Below are 12,478 nucleotides of genomic sequence, written 5' to 3' on the forward strand. Positions count from 1 at the left end.
CCACCACGTCCAGGCGCCGGTGCTCCACAGCGCCCAGGCGACCAGCAGCGGCTGGAAGAACAGCCGAGTCAGACGCGCTCCGTCGGAGTCGAGCCCGAAGGCGTCGGCACCCTCGAGGTACTGGTTGACGTTGCCCGGGAACACCGCCACGAAGAAGGCGGCCACGATCCAGCCAATCAACGGCCGTCGGCGGGTCGGCACCAGCAGCGCGACCGCCAGGGCGATCTCGACGACGCCCGACGCGACGACGACGAAGTCGACGCCGAGCGGAAGCCACTCGGGCACCTGCGCCCGGAACGTCTCACGGCCCCAGAACAGGTGCGACAGCCCGGCGAACCCGAGAAATCCGGCCAGCAGGAGTCGCGCAGCGGTTCGCAGCAGGTCACGCATGCCTGGACCCTATCCCCGACTCTCGCATTCCTCCGATAATGCACATTATGTCAACCACCGGACCACGCATCGCCTGCTGCCTGCCCAACATCGGGACCGCTGTCAGTTTTCAAATGGCCTGCACCGTGCCTGTAACGCAGACCACGCTGATGGCCAACAAGAACCAAGGATTTGCCCGTAGAAGTGCGGCTGATCGTCACTACCACCGCCACGTCGCCGTCCATGTCATCTTCTGTCGCTGCATCTGTGGCGGCAACCTAGGACAGCGGCACCGGTTTCGAACCCGGTGCCACCATGGCGGCGTCCGGTCGTCGCAGAGGACGGAGACACGATGGACCAGCAGCGTCGTGAGCCCATCGACTGGCGCAAGACGATCAGGTTCACCCTGTGGTGGCTCTCCCCCGTCATCCTCTTGGGCGTCTACCTACTTGGGATCGAACTCTTCGGGTTCCTCGTGTTCCGCAATTTCGGAGTGTGAACACCCCCGTGCGCGTTCAGCAGGTCTGTCCACCGTCACTGTTCAGAGCGCGCTGAGGATATCCGAGAAAGATCAACTCGCAGGAAGATCCTTCCGGGCTACCCCAGGTAACTGCGAACAACGCTCACGCTATTCGCAGTTAACGAGGCTAAGTGGGAATACAGTGGTGCTTGTTCGCAGTTGACTGAGGTAGCCGATCGCACCCAGGAGCACCATGCCATTCGATCCGTCCGCGCATCCCCGAGGAACCGATCCCCGCAATCGCGGGCGATTCTCCGAGGCCGAGCGCTCTGAGCCGAACTCGTTGAGTCTTGGCGACAGCGACGGCATCGACTGGCCAGCTCACCGAAAGCGGACGGTCCAGTGGGTCTCGCGCAACCGCAACGCTTCGCGCACGGACCGGGAGCTCGACGAGATTGAGGTCTCGCTGCCCCCACTCATCGAGCATCTCGACCACCACGCAGACCCGCGCCTTGCCGCCGAGATGGAGTCTGCGCTGGCAGAGATCGGGACGCTCGACAAGGTCCACGGCAAGAACCTCGGATCGTTGGACTCGCTGCTCATCAGGACCGAGTCGGTGGCTTCGTCGAAGATCGAGGAGATCGAGGCCGACGTCGACGACTACGCACGGGCCCTGCACGGGGTGAAGACCAACCCCTCAGCAACCTCGATGGCCAACGCCACCTTCGCGCTGACGTCGATGGTCAACGCTGCCGGCCGAGACAACGAGATACTTCTCGACACCATCTTGAAGGCGCACCAGGCACTGCTCGACTCCGACCCGGACGAGCAGACGTACGCCGGCAAGCTGCGCGACATGCAGAACTGGATCGGCGGGACAAGCGCCTACTCCCCCATCGCCGCCGACTACATCCCGCCGCCACAGGACAGCGTCGAGGGCTACATGACCGATCTCGTCGCGTACTCGAATCGAGATGACGTCCCGGTCCTGACCCAGCTGGCCATCGCGCATGCGCAGTTCGAGTCCATCCACCCGTTCACCGACGGCAACGGACGAACCGGGCGAGCGCTCGTCAACGCCATCCTCCGCCGGCGCGGCACGACCACCAACTGCGTCGTGCCTCTGGCCTCCGCAATCGTGGCTCAACGAGACCGGTACTTCGCCGACCTGAGCGCCTATCGGGACGGGCACGTCGAGCCCCTGCTTACGACCTTCACCATCGGCTCGAAGATCGCGGCAGAGGAAGCCTCAGCGACAGCCGTGCGTCTGGCCGAGATCCCTGACGAGTGGCGCGGCAGCCTCGGCCGAGTCCGGTCCGGCTCGGCAACGCACCGGCTCCTGCAGCTCGTTCACACCTCACCGGTGGTCTCGGCTGACGATGTCGAGCACCGACTCCAGGACGTGCCCGAGTCCAGCGTCTACCGCAGCATCGCCCGCCTGGAAGACGCCGGCATCCTCGCGCCGCTCACGAATCGGAAGCGTAACCAGATCTGGGGTGCACAGGCCGTCCTAGACGAGGTCGAGGACCTTTCGAGTCGCATCGCTCACCGCGCCAGCCAGTAACCGCTCCGCAGCTCGAAAGCCGCCACATCACGTCGGACTTGTAGCCAGGAGCCACGAAGTCCACTGCCACACCGATAGGTGACAGTTGGGGTTCGGCCGAGATCGCGGCCATCGAGGCGTCGGGTGTCAGTTCCTTCACTGCGCCGCGCTGCCGGCAGGCCGATCAGACACGGAATTCGGCAATGATGGTTTACTAACGTCATGGCCAGACCCCGGACGTCGACCGACGACGAGATCCTCGAACGGATCGCGACGGCCCTGCAGGTCTCAAGCAACGGCTGGACGCTGGCCGGCGCGGCAGCAGCGGCCGGGCTGCACCCGGCCACGCTGATCAAGCGCTTTGGGTCGCGCGAGGGCGTCCTCCTGGCGCTGAGCCGCCGCTGGGTGGAATCGGTGCCGACCGGACCCGCTGGACCCGATCCCCACGCCGAGCTCCTGGCCTGGGCGGCGTCCCTGAGCGTGCGCGACGTGAGCTCGGCGGCGGTCCTGGCTCGCCTCGACATGCTTGCGGAGGACCTCCGCAGCGGAGAGCTGCGTGAGCTGCTGCACCTCGGCTGGCAGCGGCAGCTCGATCACCTCACGGTCCTGATCGAGGCGGCCATCGACCGCGGCGATCTTCGGGTGTCGACCGCGCCGCGCCTCGTGGCGCGATCCCTGATGGACACCGCAGCCGGGGCATTGCTACGCGCTGCCGTGGCACCCGACCCGGCCGACGCCGATCCTTGCTCCGCGGTCCACGACCTGTTGGAGTCACTGACATGACCGAGCATCGAGCCTGGAAGGGCGCCGTGTTCATCGCGGCGAGCGTCGACGGGTTCATCGCCCTGCCTGACGGCGATCTGACCTGGCTGACCGACCCGCCCTCCGAGCCGCGCCACGTCCCGAGTCACGCTGGCGAGGACGCGCCGCCGGGCTACGAGGACTTCATCGCCGGCGTCAGCCACCTCGTGATGGGGCGCGGCACCTACGAGAAGGTGCTGACGTTCGGGTTCTGGCCCTACGAGAACCTGCACGTCGTCGTGCTGAGCACGGTGCTGCCGGCAGACGCTGACACGAGGATCACCGTCGTCCGCTCGCTCACCGAGGCCCGACACAGACTGGACCTCGACGCGGCCACCGGCGTCTACATCGACGGCGGGCAGGTCCTCACCGAGTTCCTCCGCCACGACCTCGTCGACGAGCTCACCGTCACTCGAGCCCCCGTTCTCCTCGGGCACGGACTTCCGCTGTTCCACTCGTTGCCCCACGAGATCCGCTTGGTCCACCTGGGGACCTCGATCTCCGACGCCGGCATGACCAGCACACGCTACGCGGTCGCACGCGCGGCGATCGACTAGCGGAGACGGAGGCCAGATCCGCCGCGAACGGCCTTCTCTCCCCCACCGAGCTCGGCTGAACCCGATCCACCCCCTGCGACCTGCACGTCATCGTGTCGGACCGTCTCCGTAGGCTCCGCGAGTGCCCGTCTCCGTCCGCCTGGTCCCCATGTCGCCTGAACGCTTCCGCTCCTACCGAGTCACGGCCGAACGGTCGTATGCGGACAACATCGCGGCATCGGGGATGATGCCGCCGAGCGAGGCGCTCGAGAAGGCGGCAGCGGACTTCGATCAGCTCCTGCCCGATGGAGTCGACACGGTCGACCACTGCTTCTGGACCGCGCTCGACGCCGACCAAGAAGTGGGGATCCTGTGGCTCGCGTTCTCTGAGAAGTCCAACGGCGTGCACGCATTCGGCTACGACTTCCTGGTCACGTCAGAGCTGCAGCGTCGTGGCTACGGACGAGCCATCATGGCGGCTGCCGAAGAGGTGTGCCGCGAGCGCGGGGTCGTGGAGGTCGGCCTGTCGGTGTTCGGCTTCAACTCCGGAGCACAGTCGCTCTACGAGCAGATGGGCTTCGAGGTCACCATGCTGCAGATGCGCAAGCGAATCTGATCCCCACCCAGCGGATGGACCTCAAGGAAACCTGATGACCGCTCTGACACGCCCGACCCTCGATCTCTACGACTCGTGGGCGGCGTGCGTCGCGGAGTTCGCGTCGGAGCCGGGGCACATCCACGCCTCGGCCACATGGCTGCTGGACCGCGCGCCCGAGACGTCGCAGGGGTACTGCGCCGAACTGGTCGCGGCGATCGAGGCCAACGCCGACACGCGTCGGACGCAGCGTGACGGCATCGTCCACGCCGACACGTTCTGGGTGACCCAGGACGACGTCGTGGTCGGGTTCCTCCAGCTACGCCATCATCTGGATGCACGCCTCCTCCGGGTGGGTGGCCACATCGGGTACAGCATCCGTCCGAGCCATCGCCGCCGCGGACACGCGTCGCAGGCTCTGAACCTGGCTCTGGACCGGGCGCGCGAGCTCGGCCTGGATCGCGTGCTGGTGACGTGCCACGACGACAACCCGGCATCGGCCCGCACGATCGAGTCGGCCGGTGGCGTGCTCGAGGACACCAGCGCCGGAGTGCGTCGCTACTGGATCGAGCTGTGACGGAGCGGATCGACACCGAGACGACGAGGGCACGTCAGGGCTGCAGCACGAGCTTGCCCACGTGCTCACGCCGCTCGAACTCCTCGTGAGCGGCGCGGACCTCCTCGAGCGGGAAGGTGCGCGCCACGACGGGCCGAACCTGGCCGGCACGGGCCGCCGAGACGAGCACCTCGAACTGCTCCGGGGTGTGCATGGTCGAACCGAGCAACGAGATCGACCGGAGGTAGAGCTGACGCAGGTCGAGCTCGATCACCGGGCCCGACACCGCACCAGCGACCACCCAGCGACCGCCAGGGCGCACGTGCGGCATCGCCACCGCCACCAGACCCCCGCCGACGACATCGGCCACGGCGTCCAGACCGGCCGGGACGAGATCCGCCAGCTGCTCGCCGACGTCACCCCCACCACGGTCGACCACGACGTCCGCGCCGGCCTCCTGGACGGCGGCGGCCTTGTCGCGCGAGCTCAAGGCGATCACCCGGGCCCCGCGCGCGGCGGCGAGGCCGACCAGCGCCAGTCCCACTCCGCCGGAGGCTCCGGTGACCAGGATCGTCTCCCCCGACCCCACGTTCGCGCGCTCGAGCATGCCGGTGGCCGTCCCGTAGGAGATCGGTAGGCACGCCAGCTGCTCATCACTCAACGGCGAACCCGTCACGTCGTGGACGCGGTCGGCCCGCACCACCACCTGTTCGGCGTACCCGCCGTCGACCTCGCTGCCCAGCACCGACTCGACCAGGCGCTCCGGCCCGTCCGAGTAGCGCACCACCGGATCGATCAGCACCCGTTGCCCCAGCAGATCCTCGGACACGCCCTCACCGATCCGCGCCACGTGACCACACACGTCAGCGCCCTGCACACGAGGGAAGTCGATCGGCCCGAGCCAGCCAGCGGGCTCGGTGGTGCCGTAGGCCCCCGCCCTCGTCCAGACGTCGGTGTTGTTGAGCGAGACCGCCGCGACGTCCACGACGACCTCACCCGGCCCCGGCTCGGGGCTGGCGACGTCGCGAAGCTCGAGGACCTCAGGACCTCCGAACCGAGTCAGCACCACGGCGCGCACTGGCCGCCTCCTGAGGTCTCGTCGCCTGTTCTCACGCGAGCGACTCGTCCTGGCCGGAGTCGGCGAGGGTCACGCCGCCGACTCCCCAGTTCTCCCGCGGCAGCTCGTCGATCACGACACGGATCGTGTCCGGACGCATCTGCATCACCCGCGCATAGGTGGCCGTGAGCTCGGCGATCAGCTCCCGCTTGCGGGCGGTCGTCGAGGACGTCGCGTTCATGACGTGGATCATCGGCACGTGGATCTCCTGGGATCGGACTTTCGCAGGACGGGCACGGGTCAGACCGGCAGGCCAGGCAGGCCGGGCAGTCCGTCGATGCTCCGGGCATTCTTCTGGGCGCGGTACTGGTCCAGCCCGTCCGGGCCCTTCTTCTCGGCGTGCTGGCGGATCAGATCGCGTTCCCCCGTCATCTCCATGACCGGGACACCCCATCCGCACGAGTCGCTGATGCGGGTGACGTCGACCGTGATCACCGCTCGCGTGCTGGGGTGCTCCGGCTTGAGGGCCACCACCTCGTCGAACCCCGGCTCCCCCGGCAGGTGCACCGACCCCTGCCCGTGCAGGCGGACGATGCGCGGCCGCTGGCCGAACGAGTTGAACATCAGGCACACGCGACGGTTCTCGCGGATGTGGGCGATGGTCTCGACGCCACTGCCGGTGTAGTCGACCCAGCCGACGCGATGGGGATCGAGGAACGCGAACGCGTCGTGACCCCGCGGCGACATGTTCACGTGCCCGTCCCCCGCGAGCGGAGCCGTGGCGACGAACCACATCGGCTGCGCCTCGATCCAGGCCCGCAGGTTGTCGTCGATCGAGTCGAAGATCTTGCCCATGGACTCAGAGTAGAGCGGCCGGGACCCACCACGACGTGCCCCGACCCCGTCGCGCCGGACGCCCTCATCAGAACAGGTCGACCTCGCCGGACTCGGCGGCCTGTCGCAGTCGCTCGTCGCGTGTCGCGAGCGGTAGCGCGAGGCGCTGCGCCAGGAGCAGGTAGGCCGTGTCGTAGGCAGTCAGCTCGTGGATCCGCGCGGCTCCCAGGAGCGCGTACGCCGCCGCCGAGGTGTCGACCTCCTCGATCGGCAGGTCGGCGAACAGGTCGAGGCTGCCGGTCGACTGATCCGCGGTGATCCGACCCCGGCGCTCCCCCTGGCGCAGAGCACTGCACAGCTCGTAGCGCCACAACGTGGGTACGTAAGCCACCGCGCCGTCGGCTAAGGCCTGGCGGAGTCTCTGGGTGTCGTCTCCCGACTCGTCGGAGTACACCAGCGGCAAGGCGCTCGACACGTCCAGCACGAAGCTCACCACCGACGACCTTCCTCGATCAGCTCCTTGAGCGTGACGTCCGGCCCGAGCGTGATGCCTTTGCTCAGCTCGTGGAGCTCCTCCAGCGCCTCACTGACACTGCGCACGCGCTTGGGTGGCGGCGTCAGGTGGGCAACCTCCTTGCCATGGCGGGTGATGACGACGGTCTCGCCCTGCTCAACGGCTGCAATCAGCTTGGACAGATGGGTCTTCGCCTCATAGGCCCCGACGGTGATGCTCATGGAGTCAGACTAGTCGCCGACCAGTCGTAGAACCAGCGTGCTCACCCCCGGAGCAGCGAGACCGCGATGACGACCATGACGACGGCGATGACCCCGTCGAGCACCTGCCAGGAACGCGGGGTCCGGAGCACGCCGCTGAGGTGGCGGGCCCCGAAGCCGAGGGTCGTGAACCAGGTGACACTTCCCGCGGCCGCCCCGAGGGCGAACCACCAGCGGTCGTCGCCGTGCGTCGTGGCCACCGAGCCGAGCAGGAAGACCGTGTCGAGGTACACGTGCGGGTTGAGCCAGGTCAGGGCCACGGCCGTCGCGGCGACGGTCGCCGTGCGCGAGCGGACCGCCACGGCGCCGCCGACCGCGCCATCGGGCACTCCCCCGTCGGCCGGGACGAGCTCGTTCCCGCCCACGATCGCCCGGCGGGCGGCGAGGGCCGCGTAGCCGAGCAGGAACGCCGCTCCCCCCAGGCGTGCGCCGTCGACGAGCCAGGGCACCGCCTCCACGAGGCGTCCCAGTCCGGCGACCCCGGCGGCGACCAGCACGGCGTCCGAGACGGCACAGATCGCGATCACCAGGCCCACGTGCTCGCGGCGGATCCCTTGCCGCAGCACGAACACGTTCTGCGCACCGATCGCGAGGATCAGCGACAACATGACGAAGAAGCCCGGGACGACGGTCAGCATGCGCCCGACGCTAGTGATCGGGCAGCATGAGCACCAGCAATGATGTCTCATGTACATGAAGCGGAGCTTCAGATGGATCCGAGCCTGGCCCTGACCCTCGCCGCCGTCGTCGACGAGGGCACCCTCGACGGTGCCGCACGTCGACTCCACCTCACGCCATCGGCCGTGAGCCAGCGCCTCAAGACCTTGGAGGCACAGCTCGGCCAGCGCCTGCTGGTCCGGTCTCGTCCGGTCCGTGCGACCGAGTCCGGGGAGGCGGTGGTGCGGTTCGCACGCCGCTACGCCGTCCTCGAGCACGAGGCATTGCGGGACCTGGGGGCCGACGGCGCGGGCGCGCTCATCCGCATGACCGTGGGGGCCAACGCCGACTCGCTCGCCACCTGGATCCTCGCCCCGGTGGCGCGGTTCGCATCGGCGCACGACGTCGAGGTCGACCTGGTGCGTCTCGACCAGGACCGGACGGTCGACCTGCTCGAGTCGGGCGCCGCGCTGGCCGCGGTGACCTCGCAGCGCGAGCCGGTGGCGGGGTGTCGCTCCACTCCCCTGGGCCACATGGCGTTCACGGCCATGGCGGCACCGGCCTGGGTCGAACGCTGGCTACCGGACGGACTCGCCGCCGACCGACTCGCCGCGGCACCCCGCGTCGACTTCGATCGTGACGACACGCTGCAGCTCGACTGGCTGCACCACCACGGGGTCGACGGGAGCCACTCGCCCCGGCACCTCGTGCCCTCGACCCACGACATCGCGCGCGCCGTCGAGCTCGGACTCGGCTGGGCCCTCGTCCCGGAGGGCCAGGGCGAGGAGCTGGCCGCGACGGGCCGGCTCACGCCCCTCGGGGGCCCGACCATCACCACTCCCCTGTTCTGGCAGCGCTGGAAGGGCGGGTCGAGCCTGCTCGACGCCCTCTCCGACGAGATCGTCACGGCGGCGACTCGGGACCTGCGCGCTGCCTGACCCGGAGGAGGGACTCCTCCTAGAGGCGTCGGAGCGCCGACTCCGCCGCGTGGAAGCCGCACATGCCGTGCACGCCGGGACCCGGCGGGGTGGCCGCCGAGCAGAGGTAGAGCCCGTCCCCCAGGCGGTACGGGTCCAGGGCAATGCGCGGGCGCATCACGACCTGGCGCGCGCTATTGGCGCCCACGTTGATGTCGCCACCGATGTAGTTCGCGTTGTACGACTCCATGGCCGCCGTCCCGCGGACCGCCGTCGCGAGGATCCGGTCACGGAACCCCGGGGCGAATCGCTCGATCTGGGCGATCACGGCGGCCGTGGCGTCGCCGGTGTAGCCGTGCGGCACGTGGGCGTACGCCCAGACCGGGTTCACCGAGCCCTGCGAACGGCTGGGATCGGCCAGGTACTGCTGGCCCACCAGCAGGAAGGGGCGCTCGGGCATCTCACCCCGGCCCGTGGCCGCCTCGGCCGCGGCGACCTCGGCCGCCGAGCCGCCCACGTGCACCGTGCCGGCCCGTCGGGTTCCGGGATTGGTCCAGGGAACGTCACCCTCGATCGCGAAGTCGACCTTGTGGATGGCCGGGCCGTACCGGTAGCGGCCGAGCTGGCGGCGCACGTGCCCCGACAGACGGTCCCCGAGGATCTGGACCGCCGCCGACGGTGAGGTGTCGAGGAGCACGACGTCCGGGCGTCGTCCGAGGACCTCCTCGAGCTGGGCGTGGGTCGTGACCTCGACACCGGTGCGCACCGACCCACCCAGCGACTCCAGCAGGGCGACGAGGGCGGCCGGGATCGCACCGGAACCGCCGTGTGCCACGGGCCAGCCAGCCGCATGCCCCGCGGCCGTGAGCATGAGCCCGATGGACGAGGTCAACGGCCGGTCCAGGCGTCCGAACGCGTGGGCGGCGACCCCCATCGTCAGGGCCTTGGCGGGTTCGTCACGCCACCGCTTGACCGCCCAGGTGGCCGGGAGCAACGCCTGCACGCCGAACCGGCCGAGCGCGATCGGGTGCTTCGGCACGTGCACGATCGGGCGGAACACCTCCTCGACGAGCTTGTCGAAGTTGCGCGCCTGCGCCCCGAGCGACCGCGCCCACCGGTCCCCGTCGACGCCGAGCGACTCGCGGGTCACCGCCATGTCGCGCGAGATCAGACCGGCGCGACCGTCGTCGAGCGGGTGCGCGAGGTCGACGTCCGGGTAGTCCCAGGTCAGCCCGAATCGCTGCAGGTCGAGGCTCGCGAGGAATGGCGACACCACCCCGGTGGGGTGGAACGCCGCGCAGTCGTCGTGCAGCACCCCGGGCAGGGTCAGCTCGCTGGTGCGCGTGCCTCCCCCAGGCCGGTCCGACGCCTCCAGGACCGTGACGTGCACGCCGGCCTGCGCGAGGCGGATGGCGGCGGTCAGACCGTTCGGTCCGCTGCCCACCACGACTGCGTCGGTCATGTGTCCCTCCCTCGTCGTCGGGTCACCCGCCGACGGAGGCAGTATCCCCCGCCACGTGACCCTCCCCGGGGGTGTACCCCGGCATGACCCAGTCCACCTCCAACGCGATGGGACCGTTCGGCAGCCACGGCTGCTGGGCCACGGCCTCCGCGACGTTCCAGTGCCCACGCTCGACCACGCCGAGGGCTGCGTCGATGACCCGGTAGTGCTGTACGGGCGAGTGCACCGCCTGCGACTCGACCCACATGACCCGGAGGTCGCCCGGCTGCAGGTGCAGCCGGCGCTGGATCGCCTCGATCAGGCGCTCGTCGTGCAGGTGGCCGCACCCGAAGTTCCAGCCCAGGATCGAGTTGCAGAGGAACTCCGCCTCGCGGATCACGTGGGCGTCGACGTCGTCGACGTGCCGGAACAGCACGGAGTAGAGGCCCCGGCCCTGGCTGTGCATCGCCCGCCAGGCCAGCGTCATCTGCATCGTGATCTCCGCGACGTCCGGCTCGAAGCCGAAGGCCTGCAGCTGCTCGACCTGGTTCTTGGCGGGCTTGGTCAGCTCGTTGAGCCGCTGCTCGATCCCCGGCTTCATGGCCCACGTGCCCGACGCCCAGTTGCCGGCGTACTGGCGCATCGCCGGGAGGAACGACACGAGATCGGGACGCAGGTTGCCCAGCACGGGGAAGAACAGCAGTGCGCCGGCGATGGCCGGCAGCATCCACGGCTCCGAGAAGTCGAAGAGTCCGAACCCGTCACCGTTCGGGTACCCCACGAACAGGAAGATCGCGAGGTACCCGAACAGCACGTTCCACTCGAGCGGCACCGCGAGCGGGAAGGCCAGCAGGATGAAGACGTGGAAGAAGGCCATGAAGGCCGCCCCGGCGAGGGCGATCTCGGGGGTGGTCGTGAACAGGAGCACGAGCGGGATCCCGAGCTCGACCGTCGTGCCGCCCACGTGCCCCATGACCTTCGCGAAGCGTGAGGGCAGCAGGTCCTCGCCCTCGACGTCGCGGTAGTGCATCCGGCGCATCGCCCGGGTCGGCATCGTCGGGGCGTTGGACATCATGGGCGGCACCACGTTGGCGAAGTGGTGGCCGAACTTCGAGAAGCCCGCTCCCAGCCACACCGAGACGATCAGCAGCTTGTACGCGATGACCATGTCGGTGAACGGCAGCACGGCCGAGAACACGATGACCGGCAGGTACTGCTCGCCGCGGGCCGCCAGGAAGATGACCTTGTCGCGCAGGCCCATCAGCACGAGCAGGAGGCCGGCGGCGACCCACAGCTCGGTCCGCACCAGTCCGGCCGTCCCCGCGCCGAGTGCCGCGGTGAGGTCGTCGTCCTGGACCCCGGGCAGCACCAGCGCCACGACGAGGCTCGCGAGCACCGCGGCGTAGAGCAGGACGTCGAACGGCGTGCGGGTGTCACCGCCCGTTCCGGGGACTCGACGTCCCCAGGGCGCCATCCGGATCGTGCCGGGCCGGAGCCAGTAGAGCGCTCCGCCGGTCATGGGCTTGAAGTGACCGGCGAGCGGACCCCAGGTGCCGGCGAGGCCGACGGTCTCCAGGAGCAAGGTCCAGAGCACGAGCTTCTGGTAGACGATCGGCTCGTCCCACCAGGAGGTGAACTCCCCCAGACCGCCCAGGTCCGAGGTCCACGAGACGATCAGCAGGCCGCCGAGCCCGTAGAGGACGACGAGCTTGAGGATGTAGACCACGTGGAAGACCGTCGGCGAACCGAATCCGTTGTCGGCCCAGAACAGCGTCAGGATCTTGATCCGGTCGAGGAAGGGCCGGCGGAGGAACTCCTCCGGATCGACCGGTGGCGAGTTCGGCGTCATGAATCCCATGGAGCCAGACGCTAGAGGGCCCGGCTCGGTCACTACTTGTCGCGCGAGCACGAACTCGTGCCATAGTTTTGTGTCCCACA

Annotated in this window: 16 protein-coding genes and 1 pseudogene; 7 read left to right on the forward strand and 10 right to left on the reverse strand. The window is 69.0% G+C overall.

The genetic code is table 11. The annotated features are described in order from the left end of the window. Positions 1 to 18 precede the first annotated feature (18 nt). Both V6S66_RS08020 and V6S66_RS08025 read right to left on the reverse strand, forming a co-directional pair. Positions 19 to 390 (reverse strand): annotated as a pseudogene (locus tag V6S66_RS08020) (DoxX family protein); the annotation flags it as partial. Between the two features lie 50 nt (positions 391 to 440). Continuing rightward, positions 441 to 614 carry a hypothetical protein gene (locus V6S66_RS08025; RefSeq protein WP_334206222.1) on the reverse strand — a complete coding sequence of 58 codons (174 nt, stop codon included), beginning with the start codon at positions 612 to 614 and terminating at the stop codon, positions 441 to 443. Between the two features lie 107 nt (positions 615 to 721). On the opposite strand from V6S66_RS08025, the gene V6S66_RS08030 reads away from it, so the two are divergent. The 6 genes from V6S66_RS08030 to V6S66_RS08055 all read left to right on the forward strand — a co-directional run bounded on the left by V6S66_RS08030 (position 722) and on the right by V6S66_RS08055 (position 4,881). Further along, complete coding sequence (locus tag V6S66_RS08030) at positions 722 to 868, forward strand: hypothetical protein (protein ID WP_334206223.1); 147 nt, start codon at positions 722 to 724, stop codon at positions 866 to 868. 304 nt (positions 869 to 1,172) lie between these two features. After that, the gene (locus V6S66_RS08035; protein ID WP_334206224.1) at positions 1,173 to 2,393 is read left to right on the forward strand and encodes a Fic family protein; all 1,221 of its coding nucleotides are present in this window, start codon (positions 1,173 to 1,175) and stop codon (positions 2,391 to 2,393) included. A 201-nt stretch (positions 2,394 to 2,594) separates the two neighbouring features. Then, the gene (locus V6S66_RS08040) at positions 2,595 to 3,155 is read left to right on the forward strand and encodes a hypothetical protein (RefSeq protein ID WP_334206225.1); all 561 of its coding nucleotides are present in this window, start codon (positions 2,595 to 2,597) and stop codon (positions 3,153 to 3,155) included. After that, positions 3,152 to 3,730: a dihydrofolate reductase family protein gene (locus V6S66_RS08045; RefSeq protein ID WP_334206226.1), complete on the forward strand. Its 579-nt coding sequence runs from the start codon at positions 3,152 to 3,154 to the stop codon at positions 3,728 to 3,730. Before V6S66_RS08040 ends, V6S66_RS08045 begins: the two co-directional genes overlap by 4 nt. 121 nt (positions 3,731 to 3,851) lie before the next feature. Continuing rightward, positions 3,852 to 4,325 (forward strand): GNAT family N-acetyltransferase, encoded by a 474-nt coding sequence (locus tag V6S66_RS08050; RefSeq protein ID WP_334206227.1) that lies wholly within the window; start codon positions 3,852 to 3,854, stop codon positions 4,323 to 4,325. Positions 4,326 to 4,359: 34 nt separating this feature from the next. Then, on the forward strand, positions 4,360 to 4,881 hold the full coding sequence (locus V6S66_RS08055; protein WP_334206228.1) for a GNAT family N-acetyltransferase: 522 nt from the start codon (positions 4,360 to 4,362) through the stop codon (positions 4,879 to 4,881). Positions 4,882 to 4,915: 34 nt separating this feature from the next. On the opposite strand, the gene V6S66_RS08060 is transcribed toward V6S66_RS08055, so the two are convergent. From V6S66_RS08060 to V6S66_RS08085, 6 genes are all read right to left on the reverse strand, one after another. Next, positions 4,916 to 5,929 (reverse strand): zinc-binding dehydrogenase, encoded by a 1,014-nt coding sequence (locus V6S66_RS08060; RefSeq protein ID WP_334206229.1) that lies wholly within the window; start codon positions 5,927 to 5,929, stop codon positions 4,916 to 4,918. 40 nt (positions 5,930 to 5,969) lie between these two features. Then, positions 5,970 to 6,170 (reverse strand): tautomerase family protein, encoded by a 201-nt coding sequence (locus V6S66_RS08065; protein WP_334207242.1) that lies wholly within the window; start codon positions 6,168 to 6,170, stop codon positions 5,970 to 5,972. Between the two features lie 47 nt (positions 6,171 to 6,217). Beyond that, positions 6,218 to 6,772: a pyridoxamine 5'-phosphate oxidase family protein gene (locus tag V6S66_RS08070; RefSeq protein WP_334206230.1), complete on the reverse strand. Its 555-nt coding sequence runs from the start codon at positions 6,770 to 6,772 to the stop codon at positions 6,218 to 6,220. 67 nt (positions 6,773 to 6,839) lie between these two features. Continuing rightward, positions 6,840 to 7,244, reverse strand: coding sequence for a type II toxin-antitoxin system VapC family toxin (locus V6S66_RS08075; protein ID WP_334206231.1), 405 nt, complete (start codon positions 7,242 to 7,244; stop codon positions 6,840 to 6,842). Then, positions 7,241 to 7,486: a type II toxin-antitoxin system Phd/YefM family antitoxin gene (locus tag V6S66_RS08080; protein WP_334206232.1), complete on the reverse strand. Its 246-nt coding sequence runs from the start codon at positions 7,484 to 7,486 to the stop codon at positions 7,241 to 7,243. Before V6S66_RS08080 ends, V6S66_RS08075 begins: the two co-directional genes overlap by 4 nt. A gap of 41 nt (positions 7,487 to 7,527) precedes the next feature. Beyond that, positions 7,528 to 8,163 carry a LysE/ArgO family amino acid transporter gene (locus tag V6S66_RS08085; RefSeq protein WP_334206233.1) on the reverse strand — a complete coding sequence of 212 codons (636 nt, stop codon included), beginning with the start codon at positions 8,161 to 8,163 and terminating at the stop codon, positions 7,528 to 7,530. Positions 8,164 to 8,235: 72 nt separating this feature from the next. Between V6S66_RS08085 and V6S66_RS08090 the strand changes: the two genes are divergently transcribed. Beyond that, positions 8,236 to 9,120 (forward strand): LysR family transcriptional regulator ArgP, encoded by an 885-nt coding sequence (locus V6S66_RS08090; RefSeq protein WP_334206234.1) that lies wholly within the window; start codon positions 8,236 to 8,238, stop codon positions 9,118 to 9,120. Positions 9,121 to 9,139: 19 nt separating this feature from the next. Here the strand turns inward: V6S66_RS08090 and V6S66_RS08095 are convergent, their stop codons facing one another. Beyond that, positions 9,140 to 10,561 carry a phytoene desaturase family protein gene (locus V6S66_RS08095; RefSeq protein WP_334206235.1) on the reverse strand — a complete coding sequence of 474 codons (1,422 nt, stop codon included), beginning with the start codon at positions 10,559 to 10,561 and terminating at the stop codon, positions 9,140 to 9,142. A 22-nt stretch (positions 10,562 to 10,583) separates the two neighbouring features. Then, on the reverse strand, positions 10,584 to 12,398 hold the full coding sequence (locus tag V6S66_RS08100; protein WP_334206236.1) for a DUF3556 domain-containing protein: 1,815 nt from the start codon (positions 12,396 to 12,398) through the stop codon (positions 10,584 to 10,586). Between the last annotated feature and the right edge of the window lie 80 nt (positions 12,399 to 12,478).

Origin of the sequence: Aeromicrobium sp. Sec7.5, assembly GCF_036867135.1 — a bacterium.
In the GTDB taxonomy this organism is placed as follows: domain Bacteria; phylum Actinomycetota; class Actinomycetes; order Propionibacteriales; family Nocardioidaceae; genus Aeromicrobium.

Bases quoted from the DNA above. Each gene is read 5' to 3' on its own strand.
- V6S66_RS08025 (WP_334206222.1), bottom strand. From the start codon at position 614: ATGGACGGCGACGTGGCGGTGGTAGTGACGATCAGCCGCACTTCTACG.
- V6S66_RS08070 (WP_334206230.1), bottom strand. From the start codon at position 6,772: ATGGGCAAGATCTTCGACTCGATCGACGACAACCTGCGGGCCTGGATC.
- V6S66_RS08040 (WP_334206225.1), top strand. From the start codon at position 2,595: ATGGCCAGACCCCGGACGTCGACCGACGACGAGATCCTCGAACGGATC.
- V6S66_RS08055 (WP_334206228.1), top strand. From the start codon at position 4,360: ATGACCGCTCTGACACGCCCGACCCTCGATCTCTACGACTCGTGGGCG.
- V6S66_RS08065 (WP_334207242.1), bottom strand. From the start codon at position 6,170: ATGATCCACGTCATGAACGCGACGTCCTCGACGACCGCCCGCAAGCGG.
- V6S66_RS08080 (WP_334206232.1), bottom strand. From the start codon at position 7,486: ATGAGCATCACCGTCGGGGCCTATGAGGCGAAGACCCATCTGTCCAAG.
- V6S66_RS08030 (WP_334206223.1), top strand. From the start codon at position 722: ATGGACCAGCAGCGTCGTGAGCCCATCGACTGGCGCAAGACGATCAGG.
- V6S66_RS08085 (WP_334206233.1), bottom strand. From the start codon at position 8,163: ATGCTGACCGTCGTCCCGGGCTTCTTCGTCATGTTGTCGCTGATCCTC.
- V6S66_RS08090 (WP_334206234.1), top strand. From the start codon at position 8,236: ATGGATCCGAGCCTGGCCCTGACCCTCGCCGCCGTCGTCGACGAGGGC.
- V6S66_RS08095 (WP_334206235.1), bottom strand. From the start codon at position 10,561: ATGACCGACGCAGTCGTGGTGGGCAGCGGACCGAACGGTCTGACCGCC.
- V6S66_RS08045 (WP_334206226.1), top strand. From the start codon at position 3,152: ATGACCGAGCATCGAGCCTGGAAGGGCGCCGTGTTCATCGCGGCGAGC.
- V6S66_RS08100 (WP_334206236.1), bottom strand. From the start codon at position 12,398: ATGGGATTCATGACGCCGAACTCGCCACCGGTCGATCCGGAGGAGTTC.